At 63.0% G+C, this 26,374-nt stretch carries 33 protein-coding genes; 17 read left to right on the top strand and 16 right to left on the bottom strand.

Annotation, left to right across the window (positions count from 1 at the left end; translation table 11 throughout):
* Positions 1-218: 218 nt before the first annotated feature.
* Positions 219-1,991, bottom strand: a complete 1,773-nt coding sequence (locus JQ641_RS18005; protein ID WP_211997310.1) for a caspase family protein — start codon at positions 1,989-1,991, stop codon at positions 219-221.
* Between the two features lie 936 nt (positions 1,992-2,927).
* On the opposite strand from JQ641_RS18005, the gene JQ641_RS18000 reads away from it, so the two are divergent.
* Positions 2,928-3,314, top strand: coding sequence for a RidA family protein (locus JQ641_RS18000; RefSeq protein WP_211997309.1), 387 nt, complete (start codon positions 2,928-2,930; stop codon positions 3,312-3,314).
* Between the two features lie 4 nt (positions 3,315-3,318).
* Complete coding sequence (locus JQ641_RS17995; RefSeq protein WP_211997308.1) at positions 3,319-4,011, top strand: glutathione S-transferase family protein; 693 nt, start codon at positions 3,319-3,321, stop codon at positions 4,009-4,011.
* Between the two features lie 107 nt (positions 4,012-4,118).
* Here the strand turns inward: JQ641_RS17995 and JQ641_RS17990 are convergent, their stop codons facing one another.
* Positions 4,119-4,559 (bottom strand): hypothetical protein, encoded by a 441-nt coding sequence (locus JQ641_RS17990; protein WP_192740022.1) that lies wholly within the window; start codon positions 4,557-4,559, stop codon positions 4,119-4,121.
* Positions 4,560-4,833: 274 nt separating this feature from the next.
* Here JQ641_RS17990 and JQ641_RS17985 point away from each other — a divergent pair, with 274 nt between their 5' ends.
* The 5 genes from JQ641_RS17985 to JQ641_RS17965 all read left to right on the top strand — a co-directional run bounded on the left by JQ641_RS17985 (position 4,834) and on the right by JQ641_RS17965 (position 8,384).
* Positions 4,834-5,088 (top strand): hypothetical protein, encoded by a 255-nt coding sequence (locus JQ641_RS17985; RefSeq protein ID WP_211997307.1) that lies wholly within the window; start codon positions 4,834-4,836, stop codon positions 5,086-5,088.
* 176 nt (positions 5,089-5,264) lie between these two features.
* Positions 5,265-5,516 (top strand): hypothetical protein, encoded by a 252-nt coding sequence (locus JQ641_RS17980; RefSeq protein WP_211997306.1) that lies wholly within the window; start codon positions 5,265-5,267, stop codon positions 5,514-5,516.
* A gap of 196 nt (positions 5,517-5,712) precedes the next feature.
* Complete coding sequence (locus JQ641_RS17975) at positions 5,713-6,480, top strand: SDR family NAD(P)-dependent oxidoreductase (protein ID WP_211997305.1); 768 nt, start codon at positions 5,713-5,715, stop codon at positions 6,478-6,480.
* Positions 6,481-6,599: 119 nt separating this feature from the next.
* Complete coding sequence (locus tag JQ641_RS17970; protein WP_211997304.1) at positions 6,600-7,772, top strand: cytochrome P450; 1,173 nt, start codon at positions 6,600-6,602, stop codon at positions 7,770-7,772.
* Between the two features lie 111 nt (positions 7,773-7,883).
* Entirely contained in the window at positions 7,884-8,384 is a 501-nt protein-coding gene (locus JQ641_RS17965) for a collagen-like protein (RefSeq protein WP_349628583.1), read from the top strand.
* A 147-nt stretch (positions 8,385-8,531) separates the two neighbouring features.
* Here JQ641_RS17965 and JQ641_RS17960 read toward each other — a convergent pair whose 3' ends face one another.
* Complete coding sequence (locus tag JQ641_RS17960; RefSeq protein WP_192740028.1) at positions 8,532-8,753, bottom strand: hypothetical protein; 222 nt, start codon at positions 8,751-8,753, stop codon at positions 8,532-8,534.
* Between the two features lie 146 nt (positions 8,754-8,899).
* Positions 8,900-9,166: a DUF2277 domain-containing protein gene (locus JQ641_RS17955; protein WP_211997302.1), complete on the bottom strand. Its 267-nt coding sequence runs from the start codon at positions 9,164-9,166 to the stop codon at positions 8,900-8,902.
* 133 nt (positions 9,167-9,299) lie between these two features.
* Here JQ641_RS17955 and JQ641_RS17950 point away from each other — a divergent pair, with 133 nt between their 5' ends.
* The 4 genes from JQ641_RS17950 (at position 9,300) to JQ641_RS17935 (ending at position 11,728) form a co-directional block, all read left to right on the top strand.
* Positions 9,300-9,545, top strand: a complete 246-nt coding sequence (locus tag JQ641_RS17950) for a DUF2188 domain-containing protein (protein WP_192740030.1) — start codon at positions 9,300-9,302, stop codon at positions 9,543-9,545.
* Between the two features lie 77 nt (positions 9,546-9,622).
* Positions 9,623-10,237: a hypothetical protein gene (locus JQ641_RS17945; RefSeq protein ID WP_211997301.1), complete on the top strand. Its 615-nt coding sequence runs from the start codon at positions 9,623-9,625 to the stop codon at positions 10,235-10,237.
* Positions 10,238-10,305: 68 nt separating this feature from the next.
* On the top strand, positions 10,306-11,364 hold the full coding sequence (locus tag JQ641_RS17940; RefSeq protein WP_211997300.1) for an alpha/beta fold hydrolase: 1,059 nt from the start codon (positions 10,306-10,308) through the stop codon (positions 11,362-11,364).
* 19 nt (positions 11,365-11,383) lie between these two features.
* Positions 11,384-11,728, top strand: a complete 345-nt coding sequence (locus tag JQ641_RS17935) for an MmcQ/YjbR family DNA-binding protein (RefSeq protein ID WP_211997299.1) — start codon at positions 11,384-11,386, stop codon at positions 11,726-11,728.
* 37 nt (positions 11,729-11,765) lie between these two features.
* On the opposite strand, the gene JQ641_RS17930 is transcribed toward JQ641_RS17935, so the two are convergent.
* Positions 11,766-12,440 (bottom strand): hypothetical protein, encoded by a 675-nt coding sequence (locus JQ641_RS17930; protein WP_211997298.1) that lies wholly within the window; start codon positions 12,438-12,440, stop codon positions 11,766-11,768.
* 310 nt (positions 12,441-12,750) lie between these two features.
* Between JQ641_RS17930 and JQ641_RS17925 the strand changes: the two genes are divergently transcribed.
* Positions 12,751-13,356 (top strand): pyridoxamine 5'-phosphate oxidase family protein, encoded by a 606-nt coding sequence (locus JQ641_RS17925; RefSeq protein WP_211997297.1) that lies wholly within the window; start codon positions 12,751-12,753, stop codon positions 13,354-13,356.
* Between the two features lie 24 nt (positions 13,357-13,380).
* On the opposite strand, the gene JQ641_RS17920 is transcribed toward JQ641_RS17925, so the two are convergent.
* The 4 genes from JQ641_RS17920 to JQ641_RS17905 all read right to left on the bottom strand — a co-directional run bounded on the left by JQ641_RS17920 (position 13,381) and on the right by JQ641_RS17905 (position 15,488).
* On the bottom strand, positions 13,381-13,767 hold the full coding sequence (locus tag JQ641_RS17920) for a hypothetical protein (protein WP_211997296.1): 387 nt from the start codon (positions 13,765-13,767) through the stop codon (positions 13,381-13,383).
* An 11-nt stretch (positions 13,768-13,778) separates the two neighbouring features.
* On the bottom strand, positions 13,779-14,264 hold the full coding sequence (bfr, locus tag JQ641_RS17915; RefSeq protein ID WP_211997295.1) for a bacterioferritin: 486 nt from the start codon (positions 14,262-14,264) through the stop codon (positions 13,779-13,781).
* 138 nt (positions 14,265-14,402) lie between these two features.
* Positions 14,403-14,663, bottom strand: a complete 261-nt coding sequence (locus JQ641_RS17910) for a (2Fe-2S)-binding protein (RefSeq protein WP_211997402.1) — start codon at positions 14,661-14,663, stop codon at positions 14,403-14,405.
* A gap of 204 nt (positions 14,664-14,867) precedes the next feature.
* A complete protein-coding gene (locus JQ641_RS17905) occupies positions 14,868-15,488 on the bottom strand; it encodes a hypothetical protein (protein WP_211997294.1) in 621 nt (206 codons plus the stop codon).
* Between JQ641_RS17905 and JQ641_RS17900 the strand changes: the two genes are divergently transcribed.
* Both JQ641_RS17900 and JQ641_RS17895 read left to right on the top strand, forming a co-directional pair.
* Complete coding sequence (locus tag JQ641_RS17900) at positions 15,454-15,774, top strand: hypothetical protein (RefSeq protein WP_211997293.1); 321 nt, start codon at positions 15,454-15,456, stop codon at positions 15,772-15,774. The genes JQ641_RS17905 and JQ641_RS17900 overlap by 35 nt on opposite strands.
* Positions 15,775-16,060: 286 nt before the next feature.
* On the top strand, positions 16,061-16,336 hold the full coding sequence (locus JQ641_RS17895) for a hypothetical protein (RefSeq protein WP_192740041.1): 276 nt from the start codon (positions 16,061-16,063) through the stop codon (positions 16,334-16,336).
* Positions 16,337-16,527: 191 nt separating this feature from the next.
* Here JQ641_RS17895 and JQ641_RS17890 read toward each other — a convergent pair whose 3' ends face one another.
* The 4 genes from JQ641_RS17890 to ettA form a co-directional block, all read right to left on the bottom strand.
* The gene (locus tag JQ641_RS17890) at positions 16,528-16,872 is read right to left on the bottom strand and encodes a YunG family protein (protein ID WP_211997292.1); all 345 of its coding nucleotides are present in this window, start codon (positions 16,870-16,872) and stop codon (positions 16,528-16,530) included.
* A 53-nt stretch (positions 16,873-16,925) separates the two neighbouring features.
* Positions 16,926-18,161, bottom strand: a complete 1,236-nt coding sequence (locus JQ641_RS17885; RefSeq protein WP_502754970.1) for a lytic murein transglycosylase — start codon at positions 18,159-18,161, stop codon at positions 16,926-16,928.
* Between the two features lie 31 nt (positions 18,162-18,192).
* Positions 18,193-18,786: a TIGR00645 family protein gene (locus JQ641_RS17880; protein WP_211997290.1), complete on the bottom strand. Its 594-nt coding sequence runs from the start codon at positions 18,784-18,786 to the stop codon at positions 18,193-18,195.
* A 157-nt stretch (positions 18,787-18,943) separates the two neighbouring features.
* Positions 18,944-20,593 (bottom strand): energy-dependent translational throttle protein EttA, encoded by a 1,650-nt coding sequence (gene ettA / locus JQ641_RS17875; protein WP_211997289.1) that lies wholly within the window; start codon positions 20,591-20,593, stop codon positions 18,944-18,946.
* 263 nt (positions 20,594-20,856) lie between these two features.
* On the opposite strand from ettA, the gene JQ641_RS17870 reads away from it, so the two are divergent.
* On the top strand, positions 20,857-21,048 hold the full coding sequence (locus JQ641_RS17870; protein ID WP_211997288.1) for a hypothetical protein: 192 nt from the start codon (positions 20,857-20,859) through the stop codon (positions 21,046-21,048).
* 126 nt (positions 21,049-21,174) lie between these two features.
* The gene (locus tag JQ641_RS17865; RefSeq protein WP_211997287.1) at positions 21,175-22,134 is read left to right on the top strand and encodes a D-2-hydroxyacid dehydrogenase family protein; all 960 of its coding nucleotides are present in this window, start codon (positions 21,175-21,177) and stop codon (positions 22,132-22,134) included.
* 348 nt (positions 22,135-22,482) lie between these two features.
* On the opposite strand, the gene JQ641_RS17860 is transcribed toward JQ641_RS17865, so the two are convergent.
* Positions 22,483-23,754 (bottom strand): L,D-transpeptidase, encoded by a 1,272-nt coding sequence (locus JQ641_RS17860; RefSeq protein ID WP_211997286.1) that lies wholly within the window; start codon positions 23,752-23,754, stop codon positions 22,483-22,485.
* Positions 23,755-23,934: 180 nt separating this feature from the next.
* Between JQ641_RS17860 and JQ641_RS17855 the strand changes: the two genes are divergently transcribed.
* Positions 23,935-24,903 carry a hypothetical protein gene (locus JQ641_RS17855; protein WP_211997285.1) on the top strand — a complete coding sequence of 323 codons (969 nt, stop codon included), beginning with the start codon at positions 23,935-23,937 and terminating at the stop codon, positions 24,901-24,903.
* 12 nt (positions 24,904-24,915) lie between these two features.
* Here the strand turns inward: JQ641_RS17855 and sseA are convergent, their stop codons facing one another.
* Positions 24,916-25,773, bottom strand: coding sequence for a 3-mercaptopyruvate sulfurtransferase (gene sseA, locus JQ641_RS17850; protein WP_211997284.1), 858 nt, complete (start codon positions 25,771-25,773; stop codon positions 24,916-24,918).
* A gap of 134 nt (positions 25,774-25,907) precedes the next feature.
* A complete protein-coding gene (locus JQ641_RS17845; protein WP_211997283.1) occupies positions 25,908-26,321 on the bottom strand; it encodes a rhodanese-like domain-containing protein in 414 nt (137 codons plus the stop codon).
* Positions 26,322-26,374: the final 53 nt, after the last annotated feature.

The following is a 26,374-nucleotide window of genomic DNA, read 5'->3' as shown; positions in this document are numbered from 1 at the left end:
ATTCCATCACTGTGCGGCCGCGCAGCGGCGTCTCGAAGAATGAATGGCGCCAGCGGGGCCTCGTGGTTCGAGACGGCGCTACGCGCCTCCTCACCATGAGGGCTTAAGAGATGCTAGCTCTGCGAGCTGCGTCGCCTCGCACGCAAGGTGGAAGGCCCGCATGTCGCTGCGCTCATGCGGGCTGCACGACCCAATCGCGAGTCACATCTCGCTGATCCCTACTCCACCCGCCCCGCATTGATCGGGTTCGACGCCCGCAGCGCCTCAAGCGCCGTGAACGTATTGCCGTCAAACTCACCGTCCGTGCGCCCGACCTGGAAGCCGAACTCCCTCAGCAGTTCCTGCACCTGGGCCCTGGTGTCGGCCTGCCAACTGGCGTGTTTCTTGAACAGACTTTCGCGTGCGTCCGGCGAGCCCATGCGGAAGGCGGTCAAGAGATACTCGGCCGATTGCTTGGGGTTACGCGGCACCGCTTCGCCCTGGTCCAGCACCAGCGCATAGTTGCGCATGCCGCCGGGATGGCCGCCGGCCGCCGCACGTTCGAACCAGCGCGCCGCCTCGACGCCATCCTTCTCAACTCCCTCTCCGCGCTCGTAGAGATAGGCCAGATCCGACATCGCCGCGCCAAGCCCCTTGTCGGCGGCCTGCCGAAACCAGAAGGCGGCCGCGCGCTTGTTTTCCTTGAGGAGTTCGCCGCCATAATAGCAAATGCCGATCCGCCACATCGCCGCGGGATAGCCGTCCTTCGCGAGGTCAAGCAGCATGTCGAGGCCGGCGACCTTGTCCCGCTTGGCCGGTGCGTCCAGCAGCGCGCGGGCCAATTGGGCGCGCAGGCGCGGCGTGCCGGGTTCTTGCAGAATCGCGGCGACGCAGGCCGGTAGGGCCTCCTTGACGCGGATATCGTCCCGCCTGACGCGCGGCGCCCGCGAGTCCGGGACGTCGGAGCCGTAGCTGGCGAGGCGGTCGCAATTCGCGACCGCGTTCGGGTTGGCGAGATCGGCGCGCACCATTTGCGGCTGTCGCTTGAGAAAGTCGTTGAAGGCGCGATTGTTGAACACCGCGCGAGCCACCGGCTGTGACGGTTTGGGCTGTGACGGCTGCGGCGGCAGGCTGGCCACCACCGGCGGCCTGGCCGGCTTGTTGCTCGCAACAGGCGCTTCCTGCGCGCTCTTCGCTGGCGCTGCACCGTCGCTGGCGAGATACAATTGCCCGATGATCTGGTCGTAATAGGCCGGCACCTGGGTGTGGCTGACCGTCAGCGAAAGGTCACGCACCGCGACCTGGGTGGATTTCGCGATCGCGACCAGCGTGTTCTCTTTCTTCTGAACCTCCTTGAGGAAGACCCGCGTGAACACCGAGTTCGGATCGGCGTCGCTGTCCGACATGCGGTCGAGCGCCGCCTGCCCGACACCAGCCGAATAGAGCACGAACACCCCTTCCGGCGGCGTGCCCTGCGCCAGCCCGCGCACGCCGCCCAGGCTTCGGGTCGTGCCTGTCTTGAATGGATTGTCGCGGCAGGCATCCAGCACGAACACCGAAGCGCGCGCGCCGCGGTCCTGCAGATCGGTGATGATCTTTTCGGTCTGCACCGCCTCGCCGGTGAGCAGGCTTTCCTGGCCCTGCTTCACCGGCGGAATGTCGGTCGGCAGGATGTAGTTGACGCCACGAACCTCGATGCCATGCCCGGCGTAATAGATCAGCGCAAGATCGCCCGCAGACACCTTGTCCATGAAGGCGGAAAGCTGCCGGATGAAATCGCGGCGGTTCAAATCGGTCGCGAGCTGAACCTGGAAGCCGAGCGATTGCAGCGAGGACGAAACCGCCTTCGCATCGTTCACCGCCTTCTCGAGTTTTGGTACGCTCTCATAGGCATTGTTGCCGACCACCAGCGCGAGGCGCTTTTCCGCGCGCGCCGGGGTCGCCGACACCGCCGCAACAAGGGCGAGAACGGCGAAGGTCGCGCGAACAGCGGATTTAGCTGCGGAACGCAAGAGTTCGTCCTTGAAATAAAACTGCGGCGGCTATGCCGCCCGAAAATGCCGCGATCGGTTCGATCAGCATCTTAAAGGCTCAGTCCGGCACTTTGAAAGAGCGTATCATCACCCTTGAGCCAAGTGCGTCGCCTCGCGCGCAAGCAAAATTTCCCGCCCGGACTGCGACAAATCAACCCGACGGGCAAATCAGTTCTGCTTTTCGGAATTAGTGTCAAGCCCTGAAATTAAAAATATTTCTGTTTTACAGAACGAAAAATCGATTTATATGTGGGCCATCCCGTCCTGGTCAGAAGGGCGTCGGCCGTCGTCACGGACGTTGGACGGGTTGCGATGGACGCTGGGCTCACGTCTGACGACGGCGTGGACTAAGCGTACGGCAAAACCGTGTGGTCCTGGCGCCCGTTGCAGGCGTCAAGCTGTCGGAGAAGCGCAAGCGGGAACGGCAGCGACGGAGTCAACCAAGAACTCGTCTCCGGGGAGATCACGGCATAAGCCGTAAAGCCATTGCGCAGGGAAGGCCGGGTGTTCTCCGCTGCCCTGTATGCTCGTGTGCAGCTTTTTTAGTGCAAATCGCACACGGGACCGCGGGTGCAGCGCGCACCCGGTCTTCCCTGCGCCCTCTGTTTGAGGGCAAGGAACTTCTGGCAAAGCTCGGGCGCGATGCGTCGCGAGAACGTCGAAGTGTGTGTCACGCCCACAATTGTCGTCCCCGCCGAGTGCGCAATTGCGCACGGGGGCGGGGACCCAGTATCCCAGAGACAGTAGTGATCGAACCGAGAAGCCGCGGCGTACTGGATCCCCGCCTGCGCGGGGATGACAGCGTTGTTGGAAGCCGCACCGTCCCCGTCATTGCGAGCGCAGTGTCGAACTTGTAACTGCCGCCCGAGTTGGGCAAGCTGCCGCGCGACGGCAAACAAATTCCGGAGAAGCCCCATGCCCATCCAGCATTTCCTCCCTCCCGCCGGCATCAAGTCCCCGCCGCTGTCGTTTGCCGCCCGCGTCGGCGACCTGCTGTTCATCTCAGGCATTCCCGGCTTCGACGACAAAGGCGCGCTGCCCGATGGCTTCGAGGCGCAGTTCGGCAACGTCGTGATCAACATCAGGCGCATCCTCGATGAAGCCGGCACCACGTTCCGCGACCTGGTCAAGGTCAACGTGCTGCTGACGCGCGCGTCCGACGTCGCCACCATGAACAAACTCTATGCGGAAGCGTTCGGGCCGGCGCCCTATCCCGCGCGCACCACCTGCGTGGTGGTGGCGCTGCCGAACCCGCAGATGCTGATCGAGATCGAGGGCGTAGCGTCGTTGAAGGCGCGGTGATGCGATGCTGACGCTTTATTCCTATCCAGAACTGTTCGGTGTCGCCGACAATAACGGCTATGGGCTGAAAGTGTTCGCCTTCCTCAAGCTCACAGGCGTGCCGTTCGTCCATGAGCATGTGTTCGACGCCTCGGCGGCGCCGCGCGGGCAGCTGCCTTACATCGTCGACGACGGCGAGACGATCGGCGACAGCGAGACCATCATCGCGCATCTGGTGCGAAAATATCGCCTCACCATCGACGCCGCACTGACGCCGGCGCAGCGCATGACCGATCATCTGGTCACGCGCATGCTCGACGATCTCTATTGGGTGATGTCGTATTCGCGCTGGAAGGACGATCGCTATTTCCCCGCGTTCCGCGACGGCTTCATGGCCCAGCATTCGCAGATCGACGCGGCCGGGCTGGACAAGGCGCGCGACTACAACGCGAAGCGCTATTATTACCAGGGCATCGGCCGCTACACGCCCGATCAGGCCTACGCGCGCGGGCTTTCGGATCTACAGGTGCTGGCCGATCTGATTCCAGCGGATGGATATGTGCATGGGGTGACGCCGACCAGCGTCGATGCCGGGATCTACGGCTTCATCGCCAACATCCACTTCTTCCCGATCCCGACGCCGCTGAAAGCGTTCGTATCGGATCATCGCAATCTCGTGCGCCATTGCGAGGCTGTTCACGCGATGGTGAGCAAGTAGGTGGGTGAGAACGTAGGGTGGGCAAAGCGCAAGCGTGCCCACCATCACGAGCGGAGTGCTGGACGGTGGGCACGGCGCTTCGCGCCTTTGCCCACCCTACGCACCTTCTACCTCAGCGTAATCGCGAGCCCGCTCAAATCCGCATTCGCCATCAGCCCGGTCTGCTGGCCGGCGAGTTCGAGCACCGCGCCCTTCTGGTTGGTCAGCACGATCGCGCGCGCGCCGCGGCCGATCGCAAGGCCCGCGCCCGCCGCGCCATAGACGCCGGCGACGTCGGACGGCCGGTAGATGTTGCTGACGCGGCCGCGCAGCACCGTCTTCGAGCCGCCGAACACCAGGCCGTAATCCAGCCCGCCGGTGGAGAGCGCGTAGCGCCGGCCACGGAAGTTCAACGTGCCGCTGCCGCCGGAGCCGCCGATGACCCACCCGGCCTTGTAGATCGTCATCGCGATGGTGCCCTCATCGGCGCGGGCGACGGAGGACAGCGTAGCGCCGGCGAAAGCGATCAGCGCGGCGAGCGCGATACCAATGGCGGATGACTTCTTCATGGATTGTTTCCTTAAAAGTAGGGAGCAAGCGCCGCGACGGTGAATCAGGTCGCGCTCCGCCGATTGTAACCGATTGACGGGATCGACAAAGCCTATTCGCGCCGCGCGATTTGCAGGGTTCCACCGCGCTTCAGGCCCGGCCATTTCTGCCGCACGGCTTTGAACCAATCGGCCACTAGCGGGACATAATTCATGACCGGGGCATGACGCCTCGGGCGCCTCCCCGATGGCACGCGGGAGAGCAGCAAACCCCTTGATATCCAGGAGACCCTCGATGCGCCGTCTTTGCCTGTTCGCCACCACCGCCGCTGTTGCCGTCACCACGCTTGGCGCCATGAGCCCCGCCGAGGCCTCTTTCCACCTGATCCGCTGGCAGGATTCCGGCTTCTGCCAGATCTGGGACCAGAACATCCCGACCGCGCCGTATCCCGGCAACTACACCGTCGTCGTCGGCAGCGAAGTGCCGACCTTCGGCGATGCGCTGGTGCTGAAAGACGGCCTGCTGCACAACGGCACCTGCTCGTTCTGAGCGCGCGTTAACGCTGCGATCAAGGCCGGCCCCGCCGGCCTTTTTCGTGGCGGAGAAATTGAACCAATCACGCTTTCGCCACACTCAATGAATGCCCGGATCCCCATCGGGCGCCGTCCCCGCCAGCACGCATTGCGGGGGCCGGCCAGACATTTCCCAACAGGAGACCTTTATCCATGCTTCGAGTTACCGCTCTCAGTGCCGCCGCCGCTATCGCGCTGTCCGCTTTCGCCGCGACCGCGCCTGCCGAAGCCGCGTTTCATCTGATCCGCTGGGAAGGCACCGGCGCCTGCCAGATCTGGGACGAGAGCGTTCCGGGCAAGCCGATCCCCTCGAACTACAAGACCGTCAGCAAGCCGGTCCCGACCTTCGCCGCCGCGATCGCGATCAAGGACGGCATGCTCAAGAAGGGCGCCTGCAATATCTAAGCTTGCGCGCTCAATCATCATCAATTCGTCGATCAAGGCCGGTGGCGATGCCCCGGCCTTTTTCATATCGTTGCTCCGGCTCCATGCTGCGCACACACCTGCCCCGCGCATGAGGGCATCCTCCGGGGGCTGACGGCCCGCGATCCGCATCCTAATATGGTCCTCACACAAAAACAGAACCGTTGAGGAAACACCCATGCCCCTGCTCCAGAATCACATCGCTGTCATCACCGGCGCAGGCTCCGGCATCGGGCGCGCGATCGCGAAAGGCTACGCCAGCGAGGGCGCGCGCGTGGTGCTGCTCGACATGAACGAGCAGGCCGCGGCCAGCGTCGCCGGCGAAATCCGCGACGCCGGCGGCAAGGCGGAGAGCTTCCTGCTCGACGTCACCAAACGCGACGACTGCGTCGCGCTCGCTAAACGCGTCGCCGAAAAAGTTGGTCAGGTCTCGATCCTGGTCAACAATGCCGGCATCGCCCGCCGCAACGGCATGCTGGGCGCGGCGGAAGCCGTGATCAACGATTGGGAAGACATCATCGCGATCAACCTCACCGGCGTCTTCAACGTGACGCATGCGTTCCTCGAACCGCTGCGATCAGCCAAGGGACGCATCGTCAATATCGGCTCGATCCAGTCGTTCGTGCATCTGAAGACGCCGAGTTCGCCGGCCTACACCGCCTCCAAGCACGGCGTGCTCGGCTTCACCAAGGCGCTCGCCGCCGAACTCGGCAAGGACGGCGTCCGCGTTAACGCGATCGGCCCGGGCTTCATCGAGACGCCGCTGAACGAGAAGGTCCGCGCCAGCAATCCGGCGCTGGTCAAAGTGTTCGTCGATCACACCCCGCTCGGCCGCGCCGGCACCGCCGAAGACATTGTCGGCCCCGCGGTCTTCCTGGCGTCCGATCTGTCTGCCTATGTCTCGGGGTCGATCGTGATGGTGGATGGCGGCTACCGGACGGTCTGAGCCGACGGGACCTGCCGATTTGGTGCGGGAACCCCTGAAAAACGGATTGCCGGGTCAGGCCCGGCAATGACATACTTGCCTAGGCAACTAGTTAGTTCTCCCACCCACGGCAACCGATCATGTCCAACGCCCCGCATTTCGACATCGACGTATCAACGTTCTGGGCCGATCCCTATCCGGCCCTGGCTCGGATGCGGAAGGAGGCGCCGATCGCATTCGTGCCGCAGCTGGGCTCCACCGTGTTCACCCGGCGCGACGACATCTTCACCCAGGAAAAACGCATCGACGTGTTCTCCTCGCATCAGCCGGCGGGGCTGATGAACACGTTGATGGGCCACAACATGATGCGCAAGGATGGCGATGCGCATATGTCGGAGCGCGCGGCGATGTTTCCGGCGGTGTCGCCACGCACGGTGCGCGACACCTGGGTGCGCCAGTTCCAGGCCCATGCCGACCGTATCCTCGACGAGCTGGTGCCGCAGGGCAAAGCCGATCTGTGCAAGGCGCTGGCGCTGCCGCTATCGGCCGAATGCCTGAAGGACATCACCGGGCTGACCAACATGCGCTACCAGGACATGGACGCCTGGTCGCAGGCGATGATCGACGGGATCGCGAATTACACCGGCAACAAGGAAGTCGAGGCGCGCTGCCATGCCGCCACCGCCGGCATCGACGCCGCGATCGACGACATGGTCCCGGTGGTGACCAAACATCCCAATACCTCGATCCTCAGCGTGCTCCTGGCCTCGGGCCAGAACATGGAAAGCATCCGCGCCAACATCAAGCTGGCGATCTCGGGCGGCCAGAACGAGCCGCGCGACGCCATCGCGGGCGCGACCTGGGCGCTGCTGACGCATCCCGAACAGCTGGCGCTGGTCCGCGAGGGTAAGGCAAAATGGCTCGACGTGTTCGAGGAATATGCGCGCTGGATCGCGCCGATCGGCATGTCGCCGCGCCGCGTTGCGAAACCGTGGTCCTATGGCGGCGTCGATTTCGAACCGGAGGATCGCGTGTTCTTCATGTTCGGCTCCGCCAACCGTGACGAATCCTGTTTCGGCGACCCTGACCGTTTCGACATCACCCGCAACACGTCGAAGAGCATCGCCTTCGGCGCCGGCCCGCACTATTGCGCCGGCGCCTTTGCCTCGCGCGCGATGGTCGCGGATGTCGCGCTGCCCGGCATTTTTGCACGGCTCAAGGGTCTGCAACTCGACGACAGCGAGCCGGTGCGGATCGGCGGCTGGGCGTTTCGCGGCCTGCTCAATCTGCCCGTGAGATGGAACGCGAACTAGTGTCCCGCTTCACTAGGCTGTTGATCGCGACCGCAGATGCGGTTGCGTAATTGAAGCCGTCATCTAACGTCTGATATGACGCAAGCCTGCGTTGACAGGCGGAGTAAGCACGTGGCCAACGACACCAAACAGGGACGACAGGGACCACAGGGCCCGCGCGGCGAGCCCGGACGTCCCGGACCGCAGGGGCACCCCGGACCGCCCGGCCTGGAAGGCCCGCGCGGCAAGCCTGGAGCGGACGGCAAGGCCGGCGCGCAAGGTAAGGCCGGACCGCAAGGCAAGCGCGGCGAGGCTGGCCCGCAGGGCAAGCCCGGTGCGCAAGGCGCAGCCGGTCCGCGCGGCGAACCTGGACCGCCCGGCCAGTTGCCCTCGATCGAGCAGGTGATGCCGTGGCTGCATCTGATTTTCGATGCCTGGGAAGATCACCGGAAAATGCGCGAGCGCGAGGCGGCGGAGCGCGAAGCCGCGGCACTCGAGGACGCCGAACGTGAAGCCGCCGAGCGAGAGGCGCTAGAGACGGCCCTGCACGGTGATGATGGTGACGCTGATGATGACGACGATCGCCACAAGGAAAAGAAGAAGCACAAGCGCAAACACAAGGACAAGAAGTAAGCGCGCTGCTCAGCGCCGCTGACAAACAGGCCCGCGAGCGTCGCCTGCCATTCGCCCAAAGGGATCATGGGATCGACCTGGCCACGCAGCCAGGCCGTCGCCAGTCCAGAACAACATCAGCAACGCCCGGCCCAACAGACGCGCGATTCAATGCGCGGCGCTGGGCCCGGCGCCAATATCCGGCAGCAGGCGCATCAGCCGGAAGCACCAGCGCATGACGCGATACCAGAGAAAGCCTGCAATGGAGCCCGAGATCGCCAGAATGGTGATGATGGCGGGCTCGTAGCTTCCGCCCATCCACAGCATCCAGCCGGACCACAGCACGGTGAAAGCGATGGCGCTCAGTTTCAGGGGAATCGTCGGCTGCATGACACCCTCCACGGCAATCGGATGGTGCCAACCTATGCCCGGGCGACCGGCCGCACTGTGAGCTACGTCACGTGGGCTGCGGAACCCGGGAAAACGCGATCAGGAACGTCTCCAATTCAATAGCCGGGCGGCGAACGCAGCCCGTCTTATCCGAATCTCGCCCGCGAACGCTCCCGTGCCTTCTCGGCCTCGACCTCGCGGTCGCGGGCCGGCGCGTTGGTCTGCAGCGAGGCCAGCAGGCGGCGGGCGCTGTCGGAAACCTCGGAGACCGCGCGGTTGAAGGCCTCCGCATTGGCCTGCGACGGCGAGTTGAACCCTGAAAGCTTGCGCACGAATTGCAACGCCGAAGCATGGATTTCCGCGTGCGTCGCCGGCGGCTCGAAATTGAACAGGGTCTTGATGTTGCGGCACATGGTTCTCTCCTCCGGGATGCAAGCTGGCCATTCCAAGGACGAACGGCCGATGCAAAATCCGACAGTTTCGACTATCCTGTCATAGATTGAGCGGCGCGTTCACCCTCTCGGCAATGGCAACAGCGAGTTCCCGATGAGCCACGTGACCTACAAGATCGTCGAGCATGACGGCGGCTGGGCCTATACCGCCAATGGCGTATTCTCCGAACCGTATCCGACCCATGCCGCGGCGCTCGCGGCCGCGCGGCGCGCGGCGGCCGAGCAGCGGGTGCCCGGGCGCACCGAGGTGATCGAATACGAAACCGCCGACGGCAAGTGGCAGACCGAGACCGCGGCCGGCAACGACAGGCCGGAGACCGATGTCGAGGACACCGCCTAGCCGCGAACGCACACAATCCGGTGAACGCGCTAGACAGAAACGGCGACCAACGGTCACGCGCCAGTGAAAGGCATCCGATGATCGTACGGTTCGGCCGCGGCCTAAGCATCCTGCTCGCATTGTTCATCCTGAGCCATACCAGCCCGGCCCTTGTCTCCTCCGCCCTCGCCTGTGCCTGCTGCACCAATGAAGGTCAGCGCAACGTCGCCACCGTGGCGCTGGATTCCGGCAAGCAGCATGAGATTGAAAGCCTGCGTTTCGGCAGCAATGCGACCTTGTTCACGGGTGAAGGCGACGCCCTGGGCATCCAAGGCATCACCACGCCCGCCGGCACCTACAAGCTTTCGGCGCAATGGCGCGAGGACAGGCTCGTGCTTTCGTTCCGCGACGCCGCCGGCCACACCGGCACGTTATCGTTGACGCGTCCCCCAACGATCTCGGTGTTCGAGGTCGACCCGCGCGACCGGCCCGACAGGGGCCAGGGACCGACGCTCTACAAGGAATGGAAACTGTCAGCGCCTGCCTCAGGCAGCGGCGTGTTTCAGCCTGGCATCGCAAGGCAGCAGATCCTGACGCTGATCCTGCAGGGCGGCGGCAATTCCTGCACCTCCGGGGTCGACTTTACGCACTGGACGCTGGTGATGCAGGGCCCGAAAGCCAATTACACGCTGTACGGCAATCTGGTGCGGTGAAACCGCCGTTGTGATAGGCTCTCCGACAAGTGGCCCTAAAAAAGAGCGCCGCATCAGGGGAGATCAGCATGAATTTTTCGCAAATCACATTGACGGCTGCACTCGCCTTGACCACCTTCGCCGCGTCTGCCGCAGATTATCCGGCGCCCAAACAGGGCGACTGGATCGCCAGGGATTTCAAATTCCACTCCGGCGAGACCATGGAGCTGCGGCTGCACTACACCACGATCGGCGAGCCGACCGGCCAGCCGGTGCTGGTGCTGCATGGATCGGGTGGCTCGGCCACCAACATGCTGACGCCGACCTTTGCCGGCGAATTGTTCGGCCCCGGCCAGCCGCTCGACGCGGCGAAATACTACATCATCATCCCGGACGGGCTCGGCCACGGCAAATCGTCAAAGCCCTCCGACGGCATGAAGACGGCATTCCCGAAATACAATTACGAGGACATGGTCGACGCGCATTATCGCCTGCTCAAGGAAGGCCTCGGCGTGAAGCACCTGCGGCTGGTGATCGGCAATTCGATGGGCGGCATGCATACCTGGATCTGGGGCGGCAAATATCCGCAGTATATGGACGCGCTGGTGCCGATGGCCGCGCAGCCGACCGAGATGGCGGCGCGCAACTGGATGCTGCGGCGGATGATGCTGGAGACCATCCGCAACGATCCCGACTACAACCGCGGCAATTACGTCACTCAGCCGCGCATGATGAAATACGCCATCGCCGCCTACGGCATCGCCACCGGCGGCGGCACGCTGGCCTATCAGATGCTGGCGCCGACGGGCGCGAAGGCGGACAAGATGGTGGACGACCGGCTGGCGCTGCCGATTACGGCCGATGCCAACGACTTCATCTATCAGTGGGAAGCCTCGCGCGACTACAATCCGTCCGCGGGACTCGACAAGATCGACGCGACGCTGCTTGCGATCAATGCCGCCGACGATGAGCGCAATCCGCCGGAAACCGGCGTCACCGATGCAGCGATGAAGCGCGTCAAGAACGGCCGCCTGTTCCTGATCCCGGCCTCGACCGAGACGCGTGGGCACCTCACGACAGGCAATGCGGCATTCTACAAGAAGCAATTGCAGGAATTGCTGCAAACCGCGCCGCAGCGGACGATGTAGACCCGGAAGAAGGCGTGCAATGTCAACCAGCCGTTTTCGTCGGACCGCACTCGCGCTTTCCGACACGGTGGAGAGCGCGCATCACGGCAAGGCCGATTTCCGCGTCGGCAAACGTATCTTCGCTACGCTGGGTCATCCCGACGAAAGCTGGGGCACGTTGAAGCTGACGTACGCGCAGCAATCGTTGCTGGTAGAGGCGGAGCCCGAAATCTTCCGCCCGGTGCCGGGAGGATGGGGCAAACAAGGCTACACCAATGTTCGCCTGGCCAAGGCCAATGCGGCGACGCTAAAAAGCGCGCTGACAATGGCCTGGCAGAATGTCGCGCCAAAGGCTTCCGCCAAGCGACGCGGGATGCCGCAGTAACTGTTGCTGCAACCCTATAGCGCTTCCGATTGCTGCATCATTTATCGTCGACCTGCCGGGATATTCGAAACTCGGGACAACTACCCCATGGGACGTTGCGCGCGCGATTCTTGTCGGGGGTACCTTTCAGCCCGGCATGCAGAACGTTCACTTCCTGCAACTCGTGTCGGCCGGTGGCAAAATCATGAGAAAAGATCACGTCAATGGTCGTGTGCGACCATATCAGGCAGAGAACGCACACAGGCGCGAAACGCACTTGAGGCAAGTAGTATTGGAAATGGACGCGCGAACCGGCGCGGTCCCCGCCCTTGTCCGGTACTTCCTGCGTTTGGACGTATTCCGCACCCATGCTGCGCATCACGGCATGGGCCGAGGCCAGTTGACGATTAGCGGACGGATCGGACCCAGCAAGCTCTCTGATGTGTGAGAGAAGCTGATCATTGAGGTTGCTGTTGAAAGATGCTGTCGGGCCCCGAAAGCCATTGTCCGACGGCCAAAACACCCCATTCGACAGGCCGGGCCATACTGTCCAGCGTTGCGCGCCGGCCCGAGACAGGATGCGCTCGTATTCAGCAACGCTGATCGAACCGACGCTGCATTTCTCCAGCCCTACGAGTTCGGTAAAGCTGAAAGCCCAGAGCAGGACGGGGAGCGCAAACAGCAATCCCACGGGCGAAAGCAGGCCTATTGCAATCTTCGGGTTCGTGCTCAACGCGTTTCCAATCGTGAAGATTGACCGTAGAGCGGTTCCTGCCCCCAACCACGGGAAGTCAGGCCGGATATTAGGCAACTTGCAGCGCACAGCTCACCACGAATCTGCACGCACGGTCGATAGCACGTTCGTGCTGCGCCTATTTCAAGCCAGCAATCAGCCCGGCGCGACGAATGAGCCAGCCAGCTGTTTTGTGCCCGCGGACGCAGGATCCTGGATCGTAGGATCATTCCAAAGATAATGGGTGGCTGCCGGAATACCGCGATGGTATCTTCACGTTATCGCGCCGCATTCATTCAGGAGATTCGCCTTGACCGACTTTGCCGCCAGCGACCTCGCCGCGATCTATCCTGCCCCCTCGCCGCGCGTGATCGCGAAGGCGCGCCCCGAGATCGACGTCCATGCGAAGAAGTTCATCGGCATGTCGCCGTTCTGCGTGCTGGCCACATCGGGCTCGGACGGCAGCGTCGACGCCTCGCCGCGCGGCGGGAATCCCGGCTTCATCCATGTCGCCGGACCGAAGGCGCTGCTGATGCCCGACCGCTCCGGCAACAACCGGATCGACAGTTTTCGCAACATCGTCGAGGGAAGCGGCTTCGTGCAGCTGATCTTCTTCGTTCCGGGGATCGACGAGACGCTACGCATCGGCGGCAAGGGCAAGGTATCGGTGGATCCGGAGGTGATGGCGTCGATGGTGGAGTTCGGCAAGCTGCCGCGTGCGGTGCTGCACATCGACGTGCACGAGGCCTATTTCCACTGCGGCAAGGCGCTGATGCGCTCAAAGCTGTGGGCGGGCGATACGCGGGTCGAACGCGCCGTGATGCCCAGCATCGGCGAAGTCATTCACGACCAGACCGGCCTTGGCGAACGGGAAAGCCAGGAAGTGATCTACGAGCGCTACAAGACGCAACTGTAGAGAACGCCGAGGCAGGTCCCGGGATCAGCGATCGGTCGCGGGATTGCCTGCGCTACCGGCCAGGCGAAGTTCGGCCAGTCGCGCTTCCCTGTCGGCAATCCATTGCTCTACTTTTTGAGCCTGGCTTGGGCCGAACTCGAATTCCCCCCTCGGCGTGCCCGCATCGATCCATCGCCGGTTGCTGGCAGGCAAGAACCAGACAAGCATGGCAATAGCCGCCGCCGCGACCACAGCGAGCGCGCCCATCACGAAATCGGCCCACAAGAGATAGCCAAGGAAAACGGCAAGCGCGGCGAGCATGAACATGCTGCCGCGCTTCATCACCCGCCCATTACGCTCGAGATGCGCATAATGCGATCTCAACTCCGCCAGCTCTCGCTCGAGCCGGACAATTTCCTCAGAGGGCGCCATCGCGCCTCCGCTCAGTGCTCGCTCTCGAGCCCGCCGACATGCTTCTGGGTGTAGAGCTCAAGCCCGATACGCTTGATCAGGTCGAGCTGGGTCTCGAGGAAATCGATGTGATGCTCCTCGTCCTTCATCAGCTGCTCGAACAGGTCGCGTGAGACGTAGTCCTTCACGCCGTGGCAGTAGGTAGCGGCTTCCTGGTACAGCGCGCGCGCGGATATCTCGGAGGCCAGATCGCATTCGATGATCTCCAGGACGTTCTGGCCGATCCGCAGCGGATCGAGCACCTGCAGGTTGGGAAAGCCGTCGAGGAACAGGATCCGGTCGGTGAATTTGTCGGCGTGTTCCATCTCCTCGATGGATTCCTTGCGCCAGACCTTGGCCATATTCAGCAGGCCCCAATTGTTCAGGAGCCGGTAATGCAGCCAGTACTGGCTGATCGCGGTAAGCTCGCTGCGCAGGCCCTTGTTGAGATAATCGATGACTTTTGGGTCGCCCTGCATTGGTGCACTCCGTGGTTTTAAGGCCAAAACGGCCCGAAACTGTATTTAGAACGTTTCTAAATCAGTTTGGAGGCAAGCGCAATGGTTCCCGCAAAAAAGCGGTGGGAACCGGACTTATGCCGCAGATTTGAGAGGTTTTCAGGAGGCGGCGAGCGCGAACTCGTGGGCCTGCTCTTCGGTCACGGCATGACTATGCGGGCAGCCCGAGCAGCAGGCCTTGGCGCAGGGACCCAGCGCTTCGTCGATGATGGCCTTGATGGTACGCGCGCAGCGGCCGCACTCGGCGCTGCAGCCGAGGCATCCATAAACCTGCTTCGGATTGCGCGTCACACCCGAAGCTGCACTGACGGCATTGCGGACATCATGGTCGCTGAGGACGTTACAGGAACAGACAATCATGAAGTCGGCAGGCCCTTCGGTGATCCTTACCCACTTCGTATTGAAGCGGCGGTCGCGATGCAAAAGGAAAAACAACACTTTCAAGCAATTCCAAACTGAGCCTAAGTCAGTTTGGAACGAGTCTAAAAAGCCTTGTCTTACAGGCACAATCGCAGGTTTCCCGCGCAGGCACTGTGACCTTAATCACCACCACCTTCACCACTATCAATCATCGCTACTACCGCCGCTGTCGCTGTCACTACCGCTGTCGCTGTCGCCTCCCCCGCTATCATCGCTGGAGGAATCACTCGACGAGCTGGAGTCGTCGGACGAGCTGAAATTGTCGGACGAACAGTTGGAGCTGGAGTTATCGGTCGGAGTGGAATTGTCGGACGAGCAGTTCGAGCTGGAATTATCGCTGCTGAACAGGTTGGCGATGCTCGAGCCACTGCTGCCGCCGCCGCTACTGGAACCATAGCTGTCATCATTGCGGTCGCGATAGCGGTCGCTGTCGCGCGACGAGCCGCTGGGCCATGCGCTGATATTATACGTCCGGGCGATCGCCCAATAGAACATCACCGCCATGCCGCCGAGTGCGACCAGATATATTGGCATCCCGCTCATCCCGGAATCCTCTTCAAAAGCGGTTGGGAAGCGGGCCTTTTGCACCGCAATGAAGCCCAACCGCACGCCCCTTCGTCGCCAAATGAGGCGATCCCGTTCATTGATCATTTCAGCAAAATATGGAACTTTCCGCTGCGACGGACCGCTTTCCCCGCGGTCCTTTTGCTCCATCAGAAAGGTGAGGCCCATGAAGAAGACATTGATGGCGCTGACTGCCGTCACCGCTTTGGCTGTGTCCGCGGTGGCTGTTCCAGCTCCCGCCCATGCGCAGCGTGGCGTAGCGGCCGGCGTCGCGGCCGGATTGATCGGCGGCGCCATTGTCGGCGGCGCAATCGCCTCGCAGCACGGCTATTACGGTGGTCCGGGCTATTATGCGCCGGCCCCAGGCTATTACGGCGGCCCGGCCTATGTTGCCGAACCCGGCTACGGTCCGGACTGCATCTGGCAGAAGCAGCGCTTCTGGGACGGCTATGGCTGGCGCGTCCGCAGCGTCCGGGTTTGCGACTAGAGCGTTATCGGTTCTGATCGGATCAGAACCCTGGCTCGAAATGCTCTGAACACCCGTTCACCTTCATTAAATCGTACGCAAAGCCCCGGAAAGCCGCATGGTTCTCCGGGGCTTTGACGTTCCAAGGCCAGAAAAAACCGCTTTTTTCGGCCATCAATCCCGCACGTTTACTTTCGGTTGACCGTTGTGCGCTCTTTTCGAAGCGGCCAATTCGAGTACGGCGTGTGTGCCTAACCCTAAACCCGGCGTCGGCTGATCAGGCGCCATCTCCAGGAGAGCCCTCAACATGAAGAAGACATTTGCTGCCTTCGTCGCGGCCGCAACGATTGCCGGTTCGCTCGCTGCGGCACCGGCACCCGCGAACGCCCAGCGTGGCGTGGCAGCTGGCGTGGTCGGCGGCCTGATCGGCGGCGCGATCATCGGTGGTGCGATCGCCTCCAGCCGCCCGGCTTACGGCGGACCGGTGTATGTGGAAGACGGCCCCCCGGCCTGCCGCCTGGTTCGCGAGCGCTTCTGGGACGGCTACGGCTGGGCCTACCGCCGCGTCGAGGTCTGCCACTGATCTGACCACCGGCGCGCCTAACGCGCCTCACTACAGAAGCCCGGCCCTTGCGGCCGGGCTTTTTGTTTCGGTTGAAGGGGCCGATAGATTCAGTCCTGTTCAAACCGCCAGCGGCAATGTCGCGATCCGCAAGTGAGCGAGAACCGGCGGGCTTCGCCGCCCTGGTTTGCGCTCATGATCGCCGGCTTTCGTTAGGCACCTTCCACCCGCTCTCGCAGCAACGCGTATTGCCGCTGGGAGCAATCGCCAAGCGCCTCGTCCCTGCTGCTTGGAACATCGTCGTAACCGATCGGGCTGTCGAACTGACTTATCGTAAAGTCGACGCGCCTTCCGTCGATACGATTGTAGAAATGCCAGGCGCCATTGACATCGGTTTTCAATATCTCGCCGCCAAGTTTATCATGAACGACGAGGGCCGTAACGCTGCACTGTCCCGACGCCGGATTGTCGCGCTGCCAGTGGCGCGAGGTCTCGACCGACCACGCGCGCCGGAGTTGCTGATAGAAATCGACAAGGAACGCGTTGCCTGCGGTCATTGACACCTCCAGCTTCGGTAGCCCGGATGAGCGAAGCGATATCCGGGCTACGGTCAACGCGACGAGCTGATCGAACGCAGCACCGCTTCGCTCGGCCAGCAATCGACCTTCAATCCGGCGGATTTCTGATACGCCCCCAGCGCCGCGCGGGTCTGCATGCCGGCCTTGCCGTCGAGCTTGTCCTTGTAGAGGCCGATCCGCGTCAGGTGACGCTGCATGGCTTCGACGTCCTTGCTGCGCAATTGCGTCGATGCCGACCACGGCGTCGCGAACGGCAACGGGTTCGCCATGCGGTCGGCGAGATGGCCGACGAACAGCACATACAAATCGGAGAAGTTATATTCCTTGATCACGAAGTAGTTCTTGGTGGTCAGGAACGCCGGACCATAGATGCCTTCGGGCTGCAGCAGCGAGGCCGGCTGGGCCTGCTCGGCCGCATTCAATTTTTGTCCGCGCACCGGCACGAAGCCGGCGCGCAGCCATTCGCCGATCGGCTTCGTCACCTCGGGCACGCCCATGGTGCAGTCGGCATTGTCAGGCGCGCGCACTTCATAGGCCCAGCGCAAGCCCGGCTGCCAGCCCTTGTTGACAAGCTGCTGGGCGGCGGAGGCGAGCGCGTCAGGTACCGAATTCCAGATGTCGATGCGGCCGTCGCCATCGAAATCAACGCCATGCTTGTAATATTCGCCCGGCAGGAATTGCGTGAGCCCGGTGGCGCCGGCCCAGGACGAGCGCATGTCCTTGCGCGTCACCGCGCCCTCGCCGAGGATCTTCAGCGCCAGGATGAATTCGGCGCGGTACTGATCCTTGCGACGGCCGACATAGGCCTGCGTCGCCACCACGCGCACGGTGTCGTACGGCAATCGATACCGGCCATAATCGGTTTCGCGGCCCCAGATCGCGAGCACGACCGTCGCGGGCACGCCGAAGCGGCTCTCGATCTGGCTCAGCGCTGTGCGATGCTTTTGCATCAGCTTCTGCCCCTCCGCCGCCAGCCGCGCGATCGAGGCCTCCTTCACATAGTCGGCCGGCACCTGCACGAACTCGGCCTGCGACGGCGCGCCGGTGGCGGGCCGTCCCGGCAGGATCAGGTCGGGCAATTTGTAGTCGGGCTCGAGGCCGCGGGTCTCGGCGTCAAACGTAGCGCGCGATACACCGGCGGCCTGCGCCTCCGGCCACAGCGAGGCGATGAACTGCGTGAAGCCGGCGTCGGCGGCGTGGGCTGGGCGCGTTGCTCCCAGCGTCGTCGCCGCCAAAATCAGAACCGCCGCTATCGCGCTCTGTCGCAAGACCGAATCCCTTCGATCGACATACCGCCCGTCAATGCGTAGCGGCGGCGTGTTTGGCATTTTCGGCGGAATCATTCGACAGCTTGTCGACATAGGCAATGCCGATCGCCGACAAAATGAAAACCGTATGGATGATGGTCTGCCACATCACGCCGGTTTCGGTGTAGGTGCCCTTGCCCGAAGCGAGATTCCCGGCTTCGATGAAGGTGCGCAAAAGATGGATCGACGAGATGCCGATGATCGCCATCGCGAGCTTGATCTTGAGCACGCTGGCGTTGACGTGGCTGAGCCATTCCGGCTGGTCGGGATGTCCTTCCAGATTGAGACGGGAGACGAACGTCTCGTAGCCGCCGACGATGACCATCACGAGCAGGTTCGAGATCATCACCACGTCGATCAGACCGAGGACCGCCAGCATGATCTGCTGCTCGCTGAAATCGAAGGCGTGGGCGAACAGGTGCCACAACTCCTTCAGAAACAGCACCACATAGACGCCCTGCGCGACGATCAGGCCGATATAAAGCGGCAGCTGCAGCCAGCGGGAGGAGAAGATCAGCAGCGGGATCGGACGCAATGCCTTCCTCTGAGACGGGGGCGGCAACGGCGTTTCCGGCGTCATGGACATGGTGGGGGATCTCTCTGTGCAGGACTTACGTCTGGTATTCGCGGCCAATCTAATAGCCGGATATGGCACCTTCCAGACGAGCGGGGTTTAGCGGCCATTTGGCGCAGGCAGAATAGCGCCTGCGACACGGCTTCGTCATCTCGGCGCGAACCACAACTCAGCGCGTCAGCTTCTTGTACTTCACACGATGCGGGATGATGGAGTCCTGGCCCAGCCGGCGCATCTTGTCCTTTTCGTAATCCTGGAAATTGCCTTCGAACCATTCGACATGGCTTTCGCCCTCGAAGGCCAGGATATGGGTGGCGATGCGGTCGAGGAACCAGCGATCATGGCTGATGATGACGGCGCAGCCGGCGAAATTCTCCAGCGCCTCTTCCAGCGCGCGCAGCGTGTCGACGTCGAGATCGTTGGTCGGTTCGTCGAGCAGCAGCAGGTTGGCGCCGGACTTGAGCATCTTGGCCAGATGCACGCGGTTGCGCTCACCGCCCGACAGCGCGCCGACCTTCTTCTGCTGGTCGGCGCCCTTGAAGTTGAACGACGAGCAATAGCCGCGCGAATTAACCTCGCGCTTGCCCAGAAGAATCAACTCGTTGCCGCCGGAGATTTCCTCCCACACGTTCTTCTTGCCGTCGAGATCGTCGCGCGACTGGTCGACGTAACCGAGATGCACGCTTTCACCGACGGTGATGGTGCCCTTGTCCGGGGTTTCCTGCTGGGTGATCATCCGGAACAGCGTGGTCTTGCCGGCGCCGTTGGGGCCGATCACGCCGACGATGCCGCCTGGCGGCAGCTTGAAGGTGAGATCGTCGATCAGCATGCGGTCGCCAAAGCCTTTGCTGAGGCCTTCGAAATCGACGACGTTCTGGCCGAGCCGCTCGGCCACGGGAATCGTGATCTGCGCGGTCTGGGTCTGCTTCTCGCTGGCCTGCTTCAACAGGTCCTCGTAACGCTGGTAACGCGCCTTGGACTTGGCCTGGCGCGCCTTGGGCGAGGACGCGATCCATTCCTGCTCGCGCTCAAGCGTTTTCTGGTGCGCGGCGTCCTCGCGGCCTTCCTGCAAGAGGCGCTTCTGCTTCTGTACCAGCCAGGACGAATAATTGCCCTCGTAGGGAATACCCTTGCCGCGATCGAGTTCGAGGATCCAGCTCGTGACGTTGTCGAGGAAGTAGCGGTCATGGGTCACGATCAGGATCGCGCCGGGATAGTTGCGCAAATGGCCTTCCAGCCACGACACCGACTCGGCGTCGAGATGGTTGGTCGGCTCGTCCAGCAGCAGCAGGTCCGGCTGGTCGAGCAGCAGCTTGCACAGTGCGACGCGGCGGCGCTCACCGCCCGACAGCTTGGTGACGTCGGCATCGTCGGGCGGGCAGCGCAGCGCGTCCATCGCCTGGTCGACTTTGCTGTCGAGATCCCACAGGCCGGCGGCCTCGATCTCGTCCTGCAGCTTGGTCATCTCGTCGGCGGTCTCGTCCGAATAGTTCATCGCCAGTTCGTTATAGCGATCGAGGATCGCCTTCTGCTTGGCGACGCCCAGCATGACGTTCTCGCGGACCGTCTTGGTCTCGTCGAGATGCGGCTCCTGCTCGAGGTAACCGACCCGGGCGCCCTCGGCGACCCAGGCCTCGCCATTATATTCCTTGTCGAGGCCGGCCATGATCCGCAGCAGGGTCGATTTACCGGAACCGTTGACGCCGAGCACGCCGATCTTGGCGTCCGGGTAGAACGACAGATGGACGTTATCGAGCACCTTGCGGGTCGGGTAGCTCTTGGTCAGACCCTGCATGAAATAGACGAACTGGCGAGCCATCGCGATCCCTTGAAACCAGAGGATTTATGGAAATTTTGCTGCCGCTGATGTAGCGGCGCGGCCCCCAAAGGGCAACCGCGGGAACGCGTTTTCTGTTCGTTCACTATGGATGAATACGGGATGGTCACCATGTGGGGGCATGTGTGCGCCGGATCACGACAATTGAAACCAACTTTTAATAAATCAGGCCAAAAGTCGTTCAAGGCGCCGAAAAACGGCGTCTCCGCGGCGAAACCGCGAATGGCAAACCAGAGACCCTCGTCATGGCGACGACCAGTTCGGCATCCCTTTCCACCCAGGCGCACGGCCACGGCCTTGCCAAGCCGCTCGCCGAACTCCGCAACTTCTGGCGCCAGTTCGTGGCCAAGGCCTTCAACCCCTACCGTCCGGAACTGCACTATATGCGCGGCCCCGGCCCCGCCTGGCGGGCCAAGCACCCCTCCCGCTCGAACTGAGCTTCCCGGAATTTTGACCTGGCCCTGCTTCCAGGCCGCTTGCGCGCCTGTCGATTGCGCGCGAGCATGGCTATCTCCTCTGACGGCCCGATTCCGCCGTCACCCTCGCCATGATCGGACTTTCCAATGACGCGGCTGCGCTGTGCAATCCTCGACGACTATCTCGATGTGGCCCTGAAGGTCGCGGACTGGTCCCAAATCGCCGACCGGGTCGATGTCACCGTCTTCAACCAGCCGTTTGCGACCGCCGAAACCGCCGCCACTGCGCTGAAGGATTTCGAGATCATCTGCGCGATGCGCGAGCGCACGCCGTTTCCTCGCGCCCTGTTTGCGGCGCTGCCGAAGCTGAAACTGATGATCACCTCGGGCATGCGCAACGCCGCGATCGACATGGAAGCCGCCAAGGATCAGGGCGTCGTGCTGTGCGGCACCCAATGGGGCCGCGATCCCACCGCGCCGCTGACCATGGGCCTGATCCTGGAATTGACCCGCAATATCGGCCGCGAGAATGCGCGCATGCATGCCGGCGAGCCACTGCAGAAATTCGTCGGCATGGAGATCGAGGGCCGCACGCTCGGCGTGATCGGCCTCGGCAAGCTCGGCACCAAGGTCTCAAAGCTGGCGCAGGCCTTCGGCATGAACGTGATCGCCTGGAGTCCGAACCTGACGCCCGAGAAATGCGCGGAAGCCGGTGTCGGCTACGCCACCAAGGAGGAACTGTTCGCCACATCAGACATCATCACCGTGCATGTGGTGCTGGGTCCGCGCTCACGCGGGCTGGTCGGACGCGAAGACCTCGCCCGCATGAAACCGACCGCCTACCTCATCAACACGGCGCGAGGACCGATCGTCGACGAAGGCGCGCTGCTGGAAGCGCTGCAACAGAAAAAGATCGCGGGCGCCGGCATCGACGTGTTCTCGGTCGAGCCGCTGCCGGTCGACCATCCCTTCCGCAAGCTCGACAACCTCGTGCTGACGCCGCATCTCGGCTACGTCACCGAGGACAGCTTTCGCAACCACTACCGCCAGATGGTCGAAGGCATCGACGGCTGGTTCAAAGGCGAGGCGCCGCGGAAGTTGGCCTGAGGACGCAGGTCTCGCTCCCGATCAAAAATATCGAAAACAACCCCATGCAAAGAAAGGAACCCTTTGCAAACAAAGGGGATCGCTGCATGGATGCTTAGCCCGCAAGAACATTTTGACACGTCGGGCAAATCAGGGGCACGTTTTCAGCATCGCGCAATCTGCTGACAATCCGTAAGCGACGTTCCCTGATGTAGGATGCTGAACGACGCACAACTGTCATTGCGAGCGAAGCGAAGCAATCCCTCCCACCGCCAAGAAAGAATGGATTGTTTCGTCGCTCCGCTCCTCGCAATGACAAATAAAAAAGGCCCGCGGTGCGGGCCTTTTCAATAGCGGTCACGCCTAAGCTTACCGCACTGTCACCGGCGCGGGCAGCGGGGGCACCACGGTCGGCTGCATGCCGGGAACCGGGGCGAGTTGCGCCTGAGTCGGCGCACCCTGAGCTGCTGCAGGCGGCAAGCCTTGTGCAGGTGCGGCCGAAGCGGTCGCGGTTCCGGGCGGCGGGCCACCGGGCATCACGACGACGCGGGTGCCGACTTTGACGCGTTCGAACAGGTCGGACACGTCCTCGTTCAGCATGCCAATGCAGCCCGACGAGACGAACTTGCCGATCGTCGACGGCTGGTTGGTGCCGTGGATGCGGTAGACGGTCGAACCCAGATACATCGCGCGGGCACCCATCGGATTGCCGGGGCCGCCGGCCATGAAGCGCGGCAGATAGGGCTGACGCTCGATCATCTCGGACGGCGGATGCCAATCCGGCCACTCGGCCTTGCGGCTGACCTTCTGCACGCCGGTCCAGGTGAAACCGTCGCGGCCGACACGGACGCCATAACGGATCGCGCGGCCACCGCCGAGCACGTAATAGAGGTAGGTGTTCGGGGTATCGACGACCAGCGTGCCGGCGGGCTCCTTGGTCGCGAACGAAACTTCCTGACGGCGCAGATGCGGCGGAAGCTGCGTGGGCGCGGCTTCCGGCTGTTCTTCCGGCGGCAACGCTGACAGCACCAACGGCTTGCCGTCAGCGCCGACGGCGGGTTGCTGCTGCGGTTGCAAGGCGCCGGTGACGGCGGGTCCGCCGCCGACGGCTTCCGGCGGACGCATGCGGTCATCACCGGGAACGCGACGACCATCACCACGGTCCGAATAGATCACGGGTGGCGGACCGGCGGGCCGACCGTAACGCGGATCATCTGGCGAAAGAATCGGGCCCGTAGGCATCGGCTGGCCGCGGTCCGAATAAACCGGAGCGCCGGCGGGACGGCCGTACCGCGGATCATCCGGCGAAAGGACGGGGCCCGTGGGCATCGGCGGGCCGCGGTCGCTATAAAGCGGGCGGCCGTAGCGCGGGTCGTTCGGCGAAAGCACCGGGCCAGGCGGCGGCAGCGCGGTCGAACTCTGGGCGTTCGGCGCCTCGTCGTCTTCCAAATCATCGAAATCGGCCGTGCCGGGTCCGCGGCGTTCATCGACGCCATAACCACCGGGAACATACTGTCCCGGAGCCGCCGAATAGACGGAGCCTGGGGGCAGCGGATAGCCCTGCTGTGCTTGGGCAAGCGAGGTTCCTGCCATTGCGGCAGCAATGGCAGCGCTGATCGTCAGAATACGGTTAATCATCATCGCTCTTGTATAGTCCCCAAGCCACACCGGACCGTTAACGGCAGATGACGGAAGATAGCGGCGCATTCAAGACAAATCAGCAAATTCGGGCCAGATCGGTCATTTTGTGATGGTCCGTGAACGCTGCGGCAAAGATGCCGCACGGCGCGAAAAACATCGTCTAACGGCCTCGAGCCGCCATTGGCCGCCAATTTTGTAACAAACAGGTTCGAGACGTTGAGATACTCTCGAATCGGCCTGATTCGCGGTGCGAATCCAGCCGCTTCCCAGTGGTCACCGCGTTCCCTTGGCATCAACAGCCCTGCATTTCCCGGCAAGGCGGAACTCGCGTCCATGCTCCCCGGTTTTCGCTTTCTGTTCGCCGCGATCGTGCTGTCAATGTCGGTTCTGGTCTTTGGGCTTGGAGCGGCAGCACTGCTGCGTGCTTCGCATGAGCAATTTGCCAGCCTCCCGTCGCGGCGGCCGCCGCCCGAACCGGTTTTTGTCAGGCAGAACGAACCGCCGATGCCGACGCTGGCCCTGCTGCGCGTCGAGCCCGATGTCGCGGAAAAGGCACCTGACAATGTCGCGGCGACGAATATCGAAACCGTGACCCCTGCGGCGCAAGCTCCGGAAGCGCCGCCGGCTGAACCGGAAAAGACGGCTGCGCTGAAGCTGGACGAGCCCGTGCAGCTGAACGAGGCCGTGCCGGCCGAAACGGTGAAAGCGGAAATCCCGGCGGCAGAAACAATACCGGCTGTTCAGGCTGCGCCGGCCGAGATGCCGGCCGCCGAGACGCCTGCTGCCAAAGAAGTCGAGACGCCTGCGGCCAATGAGCAAGTGAAGCTCGCGGCGATCGCGGAAAGGCCGGCGCCGGCGACATCAGCCACGTCGACCGAGACAGCACCGGTGGTGGAGGCGCCCTCCCTTGAAGGCAACCTCGCCGCGCTGAAGATCGCCACGCTGGGCGGTCCTGCCGTCACTATCCAGGAAACGGTTTCGGTGAAACCGGCGGCCGCGAAACCAGAGCGCAGCGTCAACCGGAAGCGGGCGCAGCGCGCCAAAGAGCGCCGGCGCATCGCGGCGGCGCGACGCGCGCTACAGGCGCGGCAGGTGGTGCAGCAAGCGGTCGACCCGTTTACGCAACTAACCATGCGCGCCAGACAATAAAACGCGGGCCGTTCAGGTGGGTCCGGTCGCAACCGGCGGCCCGCCCTGCACGCCCCATTCGGTCCATGAGCCGTCATACAGCGCAGAGCCGCGCACGCCGAGGCGATAAAGCGCCAGCGTCAGCACCAGCGCGGAGACGCCGGAACCGCAACTCGTCACGATCGGCGCGTCGAGCTTGACGCCGGCGCCGACATACACGGCGCGCAGCTCCTCAAGCGACTTCATCGCACCGGTCGAGGCATCGAACAGCTGATTGTAGGGCACGCTGAGGCTGCCGGGAATATGGCCCGAACGCAGGCCCGGCCGCGGCTCGGGCACCTTGCCCTGATAACGTTCGTTGGCGCGCGCATCGAGCACCTGCTCATTGCGGCTTTCGAGGTTGTCGACCATCTGCTGGATGTTGCGCGTGTAACTGGGATCGAAGGTCGCCTTGAACGTCGCCGGCTTCGGCTTGACCTCTCCGCTTTCGACCTTGCGGCCTTCGGCACGCCACTTCTTCAGGCCGCCGTTCAGGATCCGGACATTCTGGTGTCCGAACGACAGGAACATCCACCACACGCGGGGGGCTGCGACCCATCCGCCGGAATCGTACAGCACGACCGTATCGCCGTTTCCTATTCCAAGCCCGCCGACATCGCGGCCGAACTGCTCGGCACTCGGGAACATGTGCGGCAGCGGATTGGAATGATCGGACACCGCATCGACGTCGAAGAACACCGCGCCCGGAAGGTGGGAGGAGAGATAATCGTCCTTCGGCAGCGGCAGAATGCCGGGCATCTTGAACGACGCGTCGATGATCCTGATTTTGGGATCGTCGTAGTGCGCGGCGAGCCATTCGGTGGAGACAAGCGGATCGTCGGTGGTGGACATGCACGAAATCCCTTTGATGTTCGTCATGGCCGGGCTTGTCCCGGCCATCCACGCCTTTGGTGTTGCAACTACCGTAAGACGTGGATGCCCGGGTCAAGCCCGGGCATGACGGCGGTGGTTGTGGCTGGCGAGCCTCAGCCCTTCTTCTTCGGCTCCCACTTCTCGACCGGGCCGCCGGCGTCGCGCCAGGCGGCGAAACCGCCGGCCATGTGCGCGACCGGCTTCAGGCCCATGTCTTTCGCGGTCTTGGCCGCCAGCGCCGAACGCATGCCGCCGGCGCAGTGGAAGATGAATTTCTTGTCCTGCTGGAACACCGGCTTGGCGTAGGGGCTTTCCGGGTCGATCCAGAATTCCAGCATGCCGCGGGTGCAGGAGAACGCGCCGGGGATGCGGCCGTCGCGCTCGATCTCACGGGGATCGCGGATATCGACGATCACGACATCGTCGCTGGCAGCCGCCTTGATCGAATCCACAGCGCTGAGGGTTTCGATCTCGGCATTGGCTTCGTCGATCAGGGATTTGATACCGCGGTGGATGGTCTGGGGCATGAACTCTCCCTTTCCTCATCCTGAGGAGCCGCGAAGCGGCGTCTCGAAGGATG

Source organism: Bradyrhizobium sp. JYMT SZCCT0180 (assembly GCF_018130165.1).
In the GTDB taxonomy this organism is placed as follows: Bacteria; Pseudomonadota; Alphaproteobacteria; order Rhizobiales; family Xanthobacteraceae; genus Bradyrhizobium.
Note: the sequence above shows the minus strand (reverse complement) of the source record. Positions and strands in the feature narration are given on the sequence as shown.